The organism is Mucilaginibacter flavus, assembly GCF_030409315.1.
In the GTDB taxonomy this organism is placed as follows: Bacteria; Bacteroidota; Bacteroidia; order Sphingobacteriales; family Sphingobacteriaceae; genus Mucilaginibacter; species Mucilaginibacter flavus.
Map to the genome: position 1 here is coordinate 164,708 of NZ_JAUFPS010000097.1, position 14,812 is coordinate 179,519.

The 14,812-nt window shown below is 36.2% G+C and carries 13 protein-coding genes; 7 read left to right on the forward strand and 6 right to left on the reverse strand.

Annotated features, from left to right (window positions below; all coding sequences use genetic code 11):
* Positions 1-123 precede the first annotated feature (123 nt).
* The 3 genes from QWZ17_RS29420 to QWZ17_RS29430 form a co-directional block, all read right to left on the reverse strand.
* Positions 124-1,680: a recombinase family protein gene (locus QWZ17_RS29420; protein WP_290308940.1), complete on the reverse strand. Its 1,557-nt coding sequence runs from the start codon at positions 1,678-1,680 to the stop codon at positions 124-126.
* A complete protein-coding gene (locus tag QWZ17_RS29425; protein ID WP_290308941.1) occupies positions 1,677-1,838 on the reverse strand; it encodes a hypothetical protein in 162 nt (53 codons plus the stop codon). The genes QWZ17_RS29420 and QWZ17_RS29425 overlap by 4 nt, the downstream gene beginning before the upstream one ends.
* A gap of 602 nt (positions 1,839-2,440) precedes the next feature.
* Positions 2,441-3,013 (reverse strand): hypothetical protein, encoded by a 573-nt coding sequence (locus QWZ17_RS29430; protein ID WP_290308942.1) that lies wholly within the window; start codon positions 3,011-3,013, stop codon positions 2,441-2,443.
* A gap of 184 nt (positions 3,014-3,197) precedes the next feature.
* Here QWZ17_RS29430 and QWZ17_RS29435 point away from each other — a divergent pair, with 184 nt between their 5' ends.
* Positions 3,198-3,599: a helix-turn-helix transcriptional regulator gene (locus tag QWZ17_RS29435; protein WP_290308943.1), complete on the forward strand. Its 402-nt coding sequence runs from the start codon at positions 3,198-3,200 to the stop codon at positions 3,597-3,599.
* A gap of 2 nt (positions 3,600-3,601) precedes the next feature.
* Here QWZ17_RS29435 and QWZ17_RS29440 read toward each other — a convergent pair whose 3' ends face one another.
* The 3 genes from QWZ17_RS29440 to QWZ17_RS29450 are packed head-to-tail and all read right to left on the reverse strand — an operon-like array spanning position 3,602 to position 5,413.
* Positions 3,602-3,841 (reverse strand): hypothetical protein, encoded by a 240-nt coding sequence (locus QWZ17_RS29440; protein WP_290308944.1) that lies wholly within the window; start codon positions 3,839-3,841, stop codon positions 3,602-3,604.
* 32 nt (positions 3,842-3,873) lie between these two features.
* On the reverse strand, positions 3,874-5,079 hold the full coding sequence (locus QWZ17_RS29445) for a relaxase/mobilization nuclease domain-containing protein (protein WP_290308945.1): 1,206 nt from the start codon (positions 5,077-5,079) through the stop codon (positions 3,874-3,876).
* A complete protein-coding gene (locus QWZ17_RS29450) occupies positions 5,054-5,413 on the reverse strand; it encodes a MobC family plasmid mobilization relaxosome protein (protein ID WP_290308946.1) in 360 nt (119 codons plus the stop codon). Before QWZ17_RS29450 ends, QWZ17_RS29445 begins: the two co-directional genes overlap by 26 nt.
* A 39-nt stretch (positions 5,414-5,452) precedes the next feature.
* On the opposite strand from QWZ17_RS29450, the gene QWZ17_RS29455 reads away from it, so the two are divergent.
* The 6 genes from QWZ17_RS29455 (at position 5,453) to QWZ17_RS29480 (ending at position 14,610) form a co-directional block, all read left to right on the forward strand.
* Positions 5,453-5,596 (forward strand): hypothetical protein, encoded by a 144-nt coding sequence (locus tag QWZ17_RS29455; protein WP_290308947.1) that lies wholly within the window; start codon positions 5,453-5,455, stop codon positions 5,594-5,596.
* Positions 5,597-5,853: 257 nt separating this feature from the next.
* The gene (locus QWZ17_RS29460; protein ID WP_290308948.1) at positions 5,854-10,308 is read left to right on the forward strand and encodes a PDDEXK-like endonuclease domain-containing protein; all 4,455 of its coding nucleotides are present in this window, start codon (positions 5,854-5,856) and stop codon (positions 10,306-10,308) included.
* Between the two features lie 16 nt (positions 10,309-10,324).
* Complete coding sequence (locus QWZ17_RS29465) at positions 10,325-11,782, forward strand: DarT ssDNA thymidine ADP-ribosyltransferase family protein (RefSeq protein WP_290308949.1); 1,458 nt, start codon at positions 10,325-10,327, stop codon at positions 11,780-11,782.
* A gap of 1 nt (position 11,783) precedes the next feature.
* Positions 11,784-12,458 carry a DUF6939 family protein gene (locus QWZ17_RS29470; RefSeq protein ID WP_290308950.1) on the forward strand — a complete coding sequence of 225 codons (675 nt, stop codon included), beginning with the start codon at positions 11,784-11,786 and terminating at the stop codon, positions 12,456-12,458.
* Positions 12,459-12,467: 9 nt separating this feature from the next.
* Complete coding sequence (locus QWZ17_RS29475) at positions 12,468-13,973, forward strand: hypothetical protein (protein WP_290308951.1); 1,506 nt, start codon at positions 12,468-12,470, stop codon at positions 13,971-13,973.
* Entirely contained in the window at positions 13,960-14,610 is a 651-nt protein-coding gene (locus tag QWZ17_RS29480) for a hypothetical protein (RefSeq protein ID WP_290308952.1), read from the forward strand. The genes QWZ17_RS29475 and QWZ17_RS29480 overlap by 14 nt, the downstream gene beginning before the upstream one ends.
* Positions 14,611-14,812: the final 202 nt, after the last annotated feature.

The following is a 14,812-nucleotide window of genomic DNA, read 5'->3' on the forward strand; positions in this document are numbered from 1 at the left end:
TAGAGGCTTTTCTCATCAATAATTCTATTGGTGACGAGCAAATTAGTATATTTGTATAGTCAATAGGGCGTGTTACCTATGTAACTACCTTAAACAACGACAACTAAAGCAAATCATTGAAATTCAATGATTTAAGGAAATAGGTTCGAGCCCAGGTGGGCGCACCCAAGTGGGCAAGACTGAATTTTCAGCTCTTGCCCTTATTTTTTTACCACTTAAGCTATTGGAAATCAAGTAAGTAAGTTCGATAACTTCATTGATTCTTGTGGTTCGATGTTGGTGTCCGTCAAAATGCAGTTTTTCGGGGTACATCGAACCAATAATCGCCCTTCTACCTTCATTATCAGCATTTTGATACATACTAGAGATATTGGCAATAACCTTGATTGCCTTGCTAAGGAACATATCAACCTGGACAGGGTTCGCAGCAAAATCCGATAGTCTTGCTTCAAGTTTGTTTAAAGCAACTTCCGTTTCTCTTTTGATCAAGGCGTAATCTTCAGGTTCAATCTTTGAGGTCAACATAAACTCCCGGGCTTTTTTCAATCGCTCATTCTGTTCGTCAATTTGCTTAAGCAAGGTTTTCCTGTCATTTTTGCTTTCGTTGTTTTCATTATTGTAAACGTCAAGCAACACAGCCTCGCACAACTCCTTCATTGACAAGTCAAGCGTATATTTTTTGAGTTCATCTACAAATGCATCATTGACATCTTCAGCTTTGTAACGGCATCCGCATTGCGATGAGCAATGGTAGTAATAGTAATATTGTTTTCGTCCTTTTGATGCACTCCCAGTGAGTATCCTTGAACACCGGGAACATAATAAGAACCCGCGTAACGGGAGTTCATCCATGGACGTAATCTTTATACCGGCCTTCCTTTTACGACCATTCAACGCATCCTGTACGTCATTATAAAGACGTTCGGATATCAATGGCTCATGTTGCCCGTGAACTAAATATGTTTCCTCGTTTTTGTATTTAGGCATCGTTATTTTTCCATAGTAAACGGGATTTCGTATTGCTATCAAGAAATTATTTTTTCCGCACTTCAAACCCCTCTCACGGGCTACTTTCCAGATTTGCTCTGATGAAAATTCGGATGTGGCTAATTGTTGAAAGCACCATTTAAGAATTGCACTTTCAGGTTCCTTCGGGCAAATATATTTCCGCCCATTTTCAGCCGTTTTGTTAATGTAGCCTATAGGAGCGGATGCCATCCAGCGACCTTCCTTTCTTGCTCGTCGCATGCCATGAAATACATTTAATGCCCTTCGATCATTTTCAACTTCCGGTGCGGCTAAATAAATAGCAAGCATCATCTTGTTTTCTGGTATGCTTAAATCAAGGGGTTGTTCTATAGCCTGCGGTTCAATACCTAAGTTGTGAAGGATGTTCATCATCTGATAAGCATCCCCGGCATTTCTGCTGAATCTGTCCCATTTGGTAAATAAAATCAAATCTACATGGCGACCCTTAGTTTTTTTAAGTTCCGCTAACATCGTTTGCCACTGCGGACGTATAAAGGTCTTTGCCGAGTGGTCTTCAAAGATGGTTTTGCGGATACTTATTTTATTAATCTCGCAGTACTTGCGCAATACCTCTTCCTGGCTACGTTGAGAGTATCCCTTATCTGCCTGTTCATCAGTGCTAACCCTGATATATAGATCTGCTATTTTCATATCTTAACATTCTGATTTACAACTAATTTAGCTAAAAAATACATCATTTCCAAGATTTTTTCAGCTTCTTTTTCACTTACTTCGCGTCCATTTTTTTTAAGTATGGCAATGGCTTGCGCGGTAGTAACATTCCTTTTTTCGGAAGATCCGGCCTTCATGTCTGAATAATAAGAAGGTGCGTCTGATCGGTAATCACGGATCGCCTGTAACAATACCAGGCGGTGTCCCGACGAATAAGATGGCATCCAGAATGAGTAGTTATTGCGGTGTGAACAGGGAAGAAAGATCAGCGACCAGCTAATCTAATTTGTATACACCAGATACGACCTTCAAAAAGACAGGTCAATAACGAACAACTTTGGTCGTTGCCTAATTATTCTTTTGACGTTTGATTTCCCTTTTTATTACATAAACGATAAAATAAATGAGTACACAGGCTGGCATTGCACTGCTTAAACAACTGGCAGCAGTAAGCAGGAAAACGGTCAAGGGTGGTGCAACCGCTAAAAAACAAAACAAAAATGCACCATTCATATACCCTTGAGGATTTTCCTGCGGTGCTAATTTTGTGATGGCGGTACACTGCGATTGATCAAAGGCGAACCGTACCGAATATATTTGAGCTTTGGGGAAAGCAGGTGTGTAAAAGGAACGAATACACTCCTGCTAAGGGGGCAGGCAGGCTGGCGGCGCAATGAATATAGCGTGATAACGCGTGATGCAATGAAGCCGCCTGCCGTAGCTGCCGGGGCGTGTCAACCTAAATGCTTTTGTTCTCTACCTCCCGCTGATAGATCAGCCATGCTGCAGCATATAATTTTAATAAGCGCCTAAAAACCGTTTTGATCTCTTTCCGGGTCAATTCATCTGCACCCCCTTTGATATACAACGCGGCATAGAGCCATTCATGCAAATATTCCCGGTATTGGTACAACCCTGTCTTTTTGAAGATAGCTTGTAACGCAAGATAAGGATCGACAATTTCTTTATGAGAGAGATTTGCCAAAACTATTTTTTCGACCTCAATCGGGGCATAAGGATTTGACTTACGATTACTATCCTTATCCCCGACACCGTAACAAAGCAAATAGGCCGCTTCCAATAATTTGATGTTTAGGTCATAAATGAATAGTATGCTTCCAGGCCCGTTATCGCTATCTTCGTATGATTTGTCGTGCTTGACGAAATACCGCCATGCTTCCAGCTTTTCTTCGTGCCCATCTGGCCAATCCACAGAAAAGAAATCCGCAAGCACGGTAAGCGGCTTAACGATCTGCTGATGGTTAAGCTTTTTCGGGTAATTCTCCCAGGGTAAATACTGCTGCTTCAACATATACCGGTTATTAAGCCAGCCCTTATTAACTGGCAAACAAAATAGGTTAAAAGAAAATTTCTAACCTATTCCCTCCAATTCTATTTAAGGCATTAAAAAGGATATTTTATCCCTTTTTAATGTTTTAAGGGCGTTTAATTATCATTGAATCCTTTTTATTATCTTTGTTAAAACAGTATTTACAATGGAAGCCACAACTGAAAAACCAAATAGAATTCACCATGGCCGCAATGTCAAACGTTTTAGGGAAATGCTCGGCTTAAAACAAGATGCGCTTGCTATTGAGTTAGGTGAAGAATGGAATCAGAAACGAATTTCTTTATTAGAAGCAAAGGAAAATATAGAACCTGATGTTTTGGCACAAGTGGCAAAAGCATTGAAAGTGCCGGAGGAAGCTATTAAAAACTTCGACGAGGAAAAGGCTATTTACAATATTCAGAATAATTACGATAACGCAGCAAATAACATTAATTACAATTTTAATCCAATTGAAAAAATTGTTGAATTATATGATGAAAAAGTTGCGTTACTTGAACGGCTGTTAGCCAGCGAAAAAGAAAAAAACGAACTGCTCAAAAATAAATAATCTTATTTAAAAGGATGGGGTGGTGCATCATCCTGTCGAGGGTTTTCCGATTTATTATCAAAAAGCTGGTGCAAGCGCATTTCCAATTTTTCAACCGACATTTCTACAGGGTCACCAAGATCACTATCCTCCAATGACCTGTACCATGTCTCCAACACTAATTTTTCATCAATATCCAATAACCCCATGCGCCATCGCTGCGCAAGGTCGAATATTCTTATTTTATAATTATCGGTTGTCATAAATTCAAGTAAGTTCTAATGTACAAATCAAATTACCTGCCATTACTCCGTTTCTTTCTTCGTTTCAAGGCATCGTCTTCGTCATCTGAAATTTGAATGCCATTACCAGTATCATGCCAATCAGCACCAATGCTATAATCGCTAACAGTATTAGCCGAAGCTGTTTCAGGTAATCCGCTTGTTTTGTTGCCATTGATTCCAGTTTCTCCATCCTTTGCATTATCGTATCCTGCTTTTTCGTTATTTGCTGAATCTGACTGGCTGAGTTCGATGAGTTTTTCTGCATCAGGAACAGGAGTTGTAATATCGTTTCTTCTTCCGTTTCCGGGGTTTCCGTTTCCGGCTGGGGTATGGTCACCGTATCTTGCCTTTGTTCTGCCGTTAGCTTCGCTAACGATCTTGCGATCTCTGTTTTGTTCATAGTCTAATTTTTTTTCGATTTCCATCCATTTAAAGCGTCCGCCTAATGCCTGGCCCTTTGCTTTAAAGTCCTTGTAAAAAAAGGTGATGCCGCTGACATATCCGGTCGTCGCCTGGTTAAAGAGTAAATCAATCCCTTCAGCTTCGCAATGCTGGATGAAATCCTGCATGCTCCGCTTTGGTTGGTTCAGGATAAGCGATAGCTTTTCCTGAACCAACATTTTGTTGGAGGCCTGCCCGGTACGCACCACCATTTCTATTTCATCTTTTTTTGGCGAGCGTCTGAATTTACTTCCGGTCGGAAAGACCTTTACGTTTTGCGTGGATGCCTGCACTGCTACAAACTTGCTTTGCTGTACGGTCTTTAGTTCGTGTACCTTTTCCAATTTGCGCAATAGTGCCTCACTGCGCTTATAATTATTGCTGTCTGAAACGACCTTGCCGTCAAAGGTGATACGGTTAACTAAAAGATGAATATGCGGGTGTTCCGCATCATAGTGCCGGAAGATCATATATTGGTTATCGGTAAACCCCATACGCTGTAAATAGTCACCCGCGATAGAGAGTAGTTTAGTATTGTCCAGCTTGTCGGTTTCCTCATGTAAGAAATTAAGGCTGGTGTGGTAAACGTAGTTACCGAGCGAAGGCCGCTTGCGCCTTATAACTTCAATTTCCTTTTTGATAAGTTCAAAATCCAGCGAAGCAAAATTCGTTTCCAATAATTCGGCTCTTTTGCTGCTGTCTTTGTGGTTTAGCTTTTTAAGATTATAGGCTAATGCTCCCATAAAACTTTTACCTATCTTCTGATCCGCTATCATCTTTTAGTAAAAGCCGTATGATCTTTTCTTCCTGCCGCAACAAAGCGGTAAGCGTTTTATCAATCCCAAAAGGAAATTTGCCAGAATTGGCCTGTCTTGCGAGTTGATTTAAGTTGACACCGATCTTCTTTAATTCGACGTAGGTTTCCTCATCTATCCTGGGCATCCGGGTAGCCGGGAAATGCCCCTTAAACACCTTCGTCCTGACCAGATCGCCCGGCTTGGTGCCGCATGCGTCTGCCAGCGTCAGCAACCGCTGCCGTTGTTTTTCGGTTACCCTGAAAGTGATCTTTAAAGATCGCTTTTCCGATGGTTGAACTTTTGGCCTTGCCATAAAACTCAAAAAATATTTTTGTAGGAATTGCTCAAGGCCTTGAGCAATTTAGAAACCCGTGAGGGCCGCAGGGTCAACCTGCGTTTATCGGCCAGGAAACGGCTTGGCTATTATGCCATATCCAAAGATATTTATTTCCCTATTATCTTCAAAGTTTTTATGCAGAACAAAGTGAAAGCATAAAGGGTCCGGGTGTCCCGGCAAGCGTTTTGGTCCGACCAAAACATGGCTTGCTTTAAGTATCCAAAATAAATCTCGTTAGAGATTAAACAAAATTGATATCGCAAATACTTTTAGATGACAAGCTAAAAGGTATCATTTAGGAGATTTGTATAATGTCTCGTTGCAAAACATAAAGTTGATTATATTAGTGCGGTAGATTTATAAGAACTTAGGATTAGCTTCTTCTAAATTTAGAATAGCTTAATCTTATCTGATTTATGAACGCCGTAAAAAGTTATATAACTTTTCTTAAAGAATACAAAAAACTTCTCGAGCGAGGTATCAAAGATATTCTTGCTAGTAGCAATGCATCAAACTTCATTTGGTTAAATGACATCGAAAAACTTTTAGATGCAGGGATGTGCAATTCAGTTTTACCTAAACTTTTTACTCCGGAATTTATTAAAGTTGAAAAAATATTTACTCTGGATAAACCTTTACTGCCAGAGATTACTATTTCGGATATATTTTCCGAAGATGTTTTTTTTGATTTCGCCAAAAACGTTTTCTCTAGTAAAAACAATGATAATGAATCATTACGCCTTTATTTAAGCTCCGAGGAAGGTGAAATTAGCGCTGAAAAGATAAAAACTTATAAAAGGGGTAAAGAAATTTATTCAAAGCTTTTTCGAGCTTATAATGATATAAAAAATGATTCCAATCTTGAAATAGTCCTTAGTATCGGTTTAATACAGTACGCAAAAAAAAACAGCTCAAATAATTTTTCGAAAACCAATCAACATCTTTTTCATTTTCCTTTAACATTAGAAATTAGTTCCAAAAATTCAATCAGCCTAAGCTTTTCTGAATCCGGGACGCCATACGCTGATTTTTTCTTTTTGAATAGCGCGCCAATTGAGAAAGAAGTACTATTAAATATCATAGAAATATTTGACGCGAAAATTGAGGAACTCGGGTTTGAATACATATACCAGCAAGATTTTAGAAAATTAATTTCGAATAGTCTCCAAAAGATGTCAGATAGTTCCGCTTTCGAAACTTCTCTTAATAAACCCGAAAGTGACATATACAGGGAAGATTTTTTTAGAATCAGTTTTTCGCCAGCAATTAATATTAAATATCAGAAACCTCGTTTTTTTGAAAGATTGACAGACTCTATTATTGCGCATAACGATTTAAACCCAGAAACTGGCACATTGTTCAATTTTTTAGTACGAGATCCATCTACTTTGTATAAGAACAGTCATCCGAAACAAAATTACTTTATTGATGAGCTTTATGAAGAAAATAAAGAGAGCTTCTCTTCTTTAAATGCCGAAGAAGATTTTTCGGTCTTTTTTCCGCTTCCATACAATACGGAACAGAAAAGTATCTATAAAAATTATCTTAAGAATAGATTAACAGTTGTTACCGGTCCACCGGGGACAGGAAAATCGCACACAATTGTTAATATTTTATGTACTTTATTGGCACAAGGAAAACGGGTGCTGGTTACCGCTCAAACTGACAAGGCATTGGAATCCCTTCTTGGGAAAATTCCTGAAAGCTTTGACGATCTCATTTTTACAAAAATAGAACTTGAAAACAAAAAAGACAGATTTTCACTTTCAAATAGCATTGAACGAATCTCAGATTTGTTGACCAAAAGTTACATTGTAAATATTGATAACAAATTGTTGGATTTGGATAAGCTCAAAGCGGCGTACGTAAAATCGAAAGGCGAGATCATCAACTCATTAGAATCTGAATATTCGACAGTCAGCTTAAACGAAAGTTTTTCTAATCTAAGACCATATCAGATAGTCGAAAAATTCCTTAAGAAAGATCCTAAAGAGTTCAATTGGATCAAGGATAACTTAGTTGAATTTAATGTTGTCGACTTTCAAAAATTAAAAATCAGTTTAATAAAATATCAAAAGTTAGGTGATTATGAAATTTCAACTTCCGATTCGCTGGATATTGACCTGGAAAGCATTTACAATAAATTAAAGGATTTTGATTTTAGGCAGCTCTTTCAGTTAAAGGAAAAGAATCAAACGAAAAGTATAACGTTAGGGTTAAATATACAAAATCGGGATAAGCTGCTTAGCATAGATTTAGACCGTATCATTGAGCAAATAAAAGATTTTACAAATTCTGACTTAGTTATGAAGTCAGCTCAGGAAATTGATCGTTTGTCTGCTTCACTACATTCAAATTTTGAAAGTTGTGATCTTACCACCAATAAGGCATATTCTGAAATCATCGAAAATCAAACCAGATATCTTTTAGACATTGAAACCTATCAGTCTCACTTAACTGATCAAACTGTAAGTTTTTTTAAAAGATATACTGCGTCATTTAAGAAAGTGGCGTATTTAGAAGACTTTACCATTGATGGGAAAAAGTGTAACACACGGGATGAAATAGTTAAGCTTAAATCGCTAATAGAAAAAATCTCCGTTCTTGGTAGGAAATTCAAACTTCTAAAAGATACAGGATTTATTTTTGTGCTAGATGAGCGGGCAAACGTTAACGAAAAGTTTAGTCAATTTGAGGACATCCTGGCTCAGATCGAAAGAAATAAACAGTTGTTGAACAAAACGAGATTAGACCCTGGGCTAGTTAACTTTTCTCGATTCATTGATCTTCCAATAGAAGATATTGACGGTATTAGAGAGAAGGCGATTATGTATAGGGAAGATCTTAAAGACTTAGTGCAACTGGACTCCAAAATTCAAGGTCTTATTGAAATCCTAAAAGGAGTCAATATAGTTATAGAAAGATCTAAGCTAAAACACCTGTTTATGGAATTTCTCCCTATATATGACATTGAAGATGAGGATAAATATCAAGGTTTACTAGATAAAATACGAAGTTTCAATGAACGCTTGCTAAAGGAAAATGAATTCCGCAGAATTGTTTCTTATTTGACTGAATATTTGCCAAATACATTTCCAGACCTTAAAAACATTAACCCCGAATACTTTACAATTGAGAATATTGATTATGCCGTGACAAATCAATATCTAGAATATAAGTTATCTATAAATTTACAGGCCAGTACAGAAAAAATTTCAAGATTAAATAATGAAATATCAAAAAAGAAATGTGAAATTTTATTCGATCTTGGAAAAAGCAACTTCAAGAAAAAATTTAATGATGATGAGATTGACGCGTTTATCAATGTTCTAAAAGAATATAAGTATAACTTAAGCCAAAGTAATAGAAAGATACGTGATCAGGTCAGATATCAAATTCTTTGTAGAAAGAATAGCATAGCCATATCGAAGAAACTCTCCTGTTGGGTAATGAAGTTTAACGATGTGCTAAACAGTGTAGGTCATGAGCCCGAGATATTTGATTGCATTATTGTCGATGAAGCAAGTCAGCTAGATTTCAATAGTCTTATTCTCGGTTATTACGGAAAAACCATTATAATCGTTGGAGATGACAAGCAAACTTCTCCATCTAGTCTAACTGCTGCAGATGGCAATGATTTCGACACCATAAAAAATAAATATTTAGAATTTCTGGGGCCGAATGTCATTCACATTAAAAGCGATAACAGTCTATTTAACCTTTCGGAGATGATTGCAGGAACTTCCAATCTCACCCTAAAGGAACATTTCAGATGTGTGCCAGAACTGATCGAATTTTCTAAAAACTATTTTTATAATAATTCACTTAGACCCTTAAAGCAACTAAATTCGAATAGGTTGCCTCCCAAAAAAACAGTATTTGTAGATAATGCAATTTCAGAGGATAATATCGTACATCAGGAAATTCTACAAATAAAGGAATGTTTGAAATTAATGCTAACTGATCCCAGTTACAAAACAAAATCAATAGGTGTTGTAAGTCTTGGCTATACAAAACATACTGAAAAATTAAAAGATGTAAAAGAAGATCTTGTTGCTGAATTTGGAAGCGAACTTATTGATTCTTTTAAGATAATCATTGAAGATTCCCCAAAATTCCAAGGCGACGAGCGGGATGTGATGTTAGTTTCACTTGGGGTAGCATTAGATTATGAAGCTAGCATAAATAATAAAAACGCAAAACCAACAGCAATTATAAATGATGATGACAAAAAGAGAAAAATAAATGTGGCTTTAAGTAGAGCTAAGGAGCAAATGATACTTTTTCATTCGGTTAAAAATGACAATTTAGCTCCACAAGACTTTAGAAGGGAAATAATAAATTTCTTTTACTCAGAGGTCAAATCATTACAGCCTCTTATTCTTGATAACTTTAATATTCAAAGAGACCGCCTCAACGTTCCGACGCCATTCGACAGTTGGTTTGAAGCTGATATAGCAAAAAGTCTTATAGAACATGGTTACAACTACATTCAGCCTCAATATAAGGTCAAAGAAGACGAACAATATTTCAATCAGAAACTTAATAAAAATGTCTACGTTAATTTCAAAATCGACTTAGTAGTTTTTAACAACGGCAAAACAATAGCTATAGAATGCGATGGAGACCCTTTCCATTCACTCCCAGAAGACGTCGCGTACGATATTGAACGACAGGAATTTCTTGAAAGAATTGGATGGCGTGTCTATCGAATTCTTTATTCTGCGTTTAGAAGAAACCCTAGTTACGAAATCGAAAGACTAGTAAGCTTCATTGAAGCAAATACAAAGATTGATACATATTTGATTCCACCTCTGACGAAACTGGGAGAAAACATAAATGGTAATCTGTTGAAGAAGCATCAATTTTAACTTAGCATTCAAGCAAATGAACTTTATTAGGAAATTATGGCTTAGGTTAAAGTTGCTCTTTTCGAAGAAAACCCCACAGCAAAAAGATTTTTTTAGAGAGCAAAAAGCGATTCTTGAAACTTCATTCAATGAGTTTGAACTTTTGCAAAATTATAGTGAAGTTAAAGATGATGCTAGCAAGTTATTAATTATTGATCAACTAGCTGAAAATGCCACATCAAAAGCAATTTTATCATTTTACAACGAAAACAATATTTTTTTATTCAGCAGAAGTAGTCATAATGACCTTGCCAATTTCAGGGCGGAATTATTAGAATTGGAAAAAAGACGACTACTTCTGAATTTCGCAATGAATGAAATTTCCGAACTACAATACGCTGATCTATCATTTATAGACGATAAGATTGGAACAATGATAAGCCTTGGGACAAGAAATGGTGTAGGATTAAGAGACCAAAATAAGATTCGGATTTTCGAAAATCCTCAATCTGCTGAAAAATTAGAGAATTTGTTAAAGGCTCATGGTACACTGAACCTTCATAAGGCAAGACTTGATAAAAAGCAACAACAGATTGAAGTTGAAAAAGGCAAAATAAAACAAAAATTAAATCGCCTTGAAGGAGCAATTGCTCAGAATAGATTAACGGAAGCAAAAGCGTTGATTTCTGAACTTGCTTTAGAAATAAATTCAACATTCTACAAAGAAATTCTAAGACTAAACCAATCTAAACAAAAGATTAGGGATAAAGAGCTTGTGTTAATTGAAAAAGCTCAGAATGAGGTTTTAAGAAAACACCTAGAGGAAGTTAAGCGTCATCAAGAAATTGAAAACCAACGATTAAAAACGATTAAAGTTGAGAAGGATAATGAGGATGCTATTAAAAAACTTCTAGCTGCAGAGAAGGATTCAGAGAAAGAAAAGCTGAAGAATTTACTAACTAAGAAGATTGATTGGATGGACTTTGAAAATGTTTGTAATGAAAATAGTATTACTCAACTTTACCATTTTACAGATAGGGCTAATTTAAAATCAATTAAAGAATGTGGAGGACTATATTCTTGGCATTATTTACAAAGAAATAATATTGACATTCCTTTTCCAGGAGGCGATATACAATCCAGAGAGCTAGATAGAAGATATAATTCAGAGGATTTTGTTAGAGTGTCTTTTACGATCAATCATCCGATGATGTTTGTTGCAAAAAAGCAAGACAGGATAAAAGATCCAGTGATTTTAAAAATAGACCGTGAGGTGTGCTTCTTTCAAGAAACAAGGTTCTCAGACATGAATGCAACTAAAACAGGTCATAAATCTGGATCAAAAATCGAAGATTTCAAAAGAATACGATTTTCATTAGTTAGACATGTGAATCATTTTAATTTAAGCGATGAAGAAGTAAAATATTATCAGGCCGAAGTAATGGTAAAAACTTGGATACCTGCTGAGTCCATTTTAAATATTAACGAGTTTTAGTATGATTTATGTAGATAGTAGAAAGAAAAGTGAGAAAACACTTGCAGCCCGATATCCAAATGCCAAGATATTGGATGTCACTTCAAAGGCAACCACATCATTGGTGAAACTAAGTCCATTTTATCCGCACAGTAAGATTCCAGTTCCGTTTTCAGATGGAATGATGGCAGAATCTGTTGAAGGTATATGGCAGGGACTAAAAGTTTTTGAGGGTGCAGACGTGGATAAGTCAGTATTCGAGAATAAGACAATGAAAAATCTCAAAAGAACAGTAAGGAAGTTTGGAAAACCGTTAGGGCATAGAAAAGGATTTTTAGGAAAGGAGTTGTTGAGTTATATTGACGCCCGGATTGAGATATATCTTCCAACCTATTTATGGGTACTTGAAAATAAAGTTGGATCTATATTGGAAAAGTTAAAAGATGCTGCAATACATCAAGATATTGTCCTTTTGGACTATGAAACAAATTGTGATGTCCTGAATTACAAAAAACCGTTATCCCATGCATTTTTGGTTAAGTCTTTTGTTGATGGTAATTATCCAAAGGCAAGTGAGCTTTACAAACAGTTCAATAACCAAAATGGTGAGAAAAAGGAAAATACGCAAGTAGAACTAAAAAATGATAATAGGACTATCAGAAAAAAGATAGATCCAAATCAAAATACATTATTTTAAATTAAACAAATGACATTCGAAATTATATTTATTATCGCCCTGATTGCCTTGCAAATTTTTGTTTTTGCGCACGTCATGAAAAAGATTCGTGCGTATAAGACGTTTTTTCCAAGCTCGTTTAAAGACATAGAAATTAAATCATTTTTTATAACGAAAGATGTGATGGCTGATCCAGAGCAATTTGAATTATACCTTGACTCATTATCTGACACTCATTTATTAGTAGGAAACGAACCCGATGCTGAACCTGTAGAACTTTTGGTCATTCCAGTAGACACACATAAAACGCACATCGACTTTTCTGAGGTTATAAAATCTACCAATGCTTATTTATGCAAAAACAAAGGTGCTTCAGCCGACTTTGGAATCCTGAAAGATACTTGTGAAAGACATGTGGAAAAAGTTGATAACGAAATAGGAAACCTAATAAATGTGCCATTGTATATCGGATTAGCCGGAACGTTTATTGGGATTATAATTGGCCTCTCTGGAATTGATTTTACTGCTACTACAGCAGGGACGACTACGACAATCTCCTCAGATAGCATAAGTCACCTGCTTAACGGTGTTATTGCAGCAATGGTTGCCAGCTTAGTGGGGCTTGCGTTTACAGTAGTTAATTCAGCATTGATTTACAAACCAGCCGCTTACCGCAACGATACGGACAGAAACCATTATTACGACTTCCTTCAACGAGAACTATTACCATTTCTAAATATTGGAGTATCCAAGTCGCTAGGAAGCTTTAAAGATGTTCTAAATCATTTCATCAAAAAATTTGGTGAAAACATGGGTGACTATAAAGATTCCGGGCAACTACTTAATGAGAACTTAAAGAAGCAACAGACAGTACTTGAAGAAATAAATAAACTAAGTCTGACCAAAACAGCAACCAAAATAGCCGAAGTATTTGTGGACCTTAAAGACTCAGCAGAGCATCTAGATAGATTTCAAGAATATCAGAAAGGATTAAACGGTTACATTGATAAGACCGAAACAGTTGCTGGCGAAATGAATGAAATAATAGGACAATTTAAAGATTTTAACAGCAATCTAAAAATTCTTTCCGGACAATCCGTGGCAAATGTCGAGCTACAAAAGCAATTTAAGGATTCGCTTGAAAAACATTTTCCCACAATAAATGATCATCGTGAAATATGGAGATCGCAAGTTGATGAGCTTAACGAAGATATAAGTGTGATCTATAGGGAGCTCAATAGTTATTTCAAGATTTCAACAGAACAAATACAAGCATTTGTTGGCAGCAACAATAATTTCTTTTCCGGACTTGACGAAATTCAAAACGCCGTCCAGGTTTTTGTCGAAAACTCTAAAATTCAAAAAGAAGAATTTAGTCTTCTAGTAAACCATATCGCAGACATGAGTAACGATTTCCGTAACGCACAGAAACAGTCTATAGAGACCAACGTTGCTCTAATAGACGCAATAAAAGATCTAAAGATCAATATGAATAAGTCAAATAATAGACTGGAGAATCTGAATGAGCAAATCTAACGAAAAGAAAAGGGACTTTTTTTGGCTAAGCTATTCAGACCTGATGACTAGCTTGTTTTTCGTCATGCTTGTACTTTTTGTACTTGTGTATACAATGCAAGCAAAAATGATTGGAGAACTTACAGCTGCCAAGATTGAGCTAGATGAAATTCATAAAATTCAGGAAGCTTTAAAAAATTTAGACAAAAGATATTTTGTCTTCGATACAAGAAATAAAAGATACAAATTAAAGGTTGACGTAAATTTCAAAGGCAATAGTTCAAATATACATGATATTCCTACAGCACTCCAGAATGATCTTCTTTTAGCGGGGAAGAATATCTTTGATTTGATGACAAAACTTACTAAAGAAAACCCAAACGTTAATTATCTTGTCATTGTAGAAGGCAATACGCAGCGTACCCAAGGGAATTTCATAACAATGCCTGACGTTGGGTACGTATTGAGTTATAATAGATCTCTATCCTTAGTGAACCTTTGGCAACAAAACGGATTGAACTTTAAATCATTTAAAAACTGTGAGATTCTAATCACTGGAAGTGGATACTTTGGAAAATCTAGAGAGTTGAATGAAGCTGAAAACAGAAAGTTCACAATTCAGATCACGCCAAAAATTGGTAACATTATAAAAAAATAATTGTTCAATTTTATACGTGGTGTTTAGGATAATTTGGAAAGTCTATTTTGGGCGCATTAGAACAAAGATTTAAAAGGATAAGCTGGTCATTGTTATCGAACTTAGATAGTAAGACAGTGTAAATTATGTATTAATTGGTCAAAACTTTGGCATGTATTTCTTTAAGCTGAGAGAACCCATTTATATGCCCAAGGGTTCACGT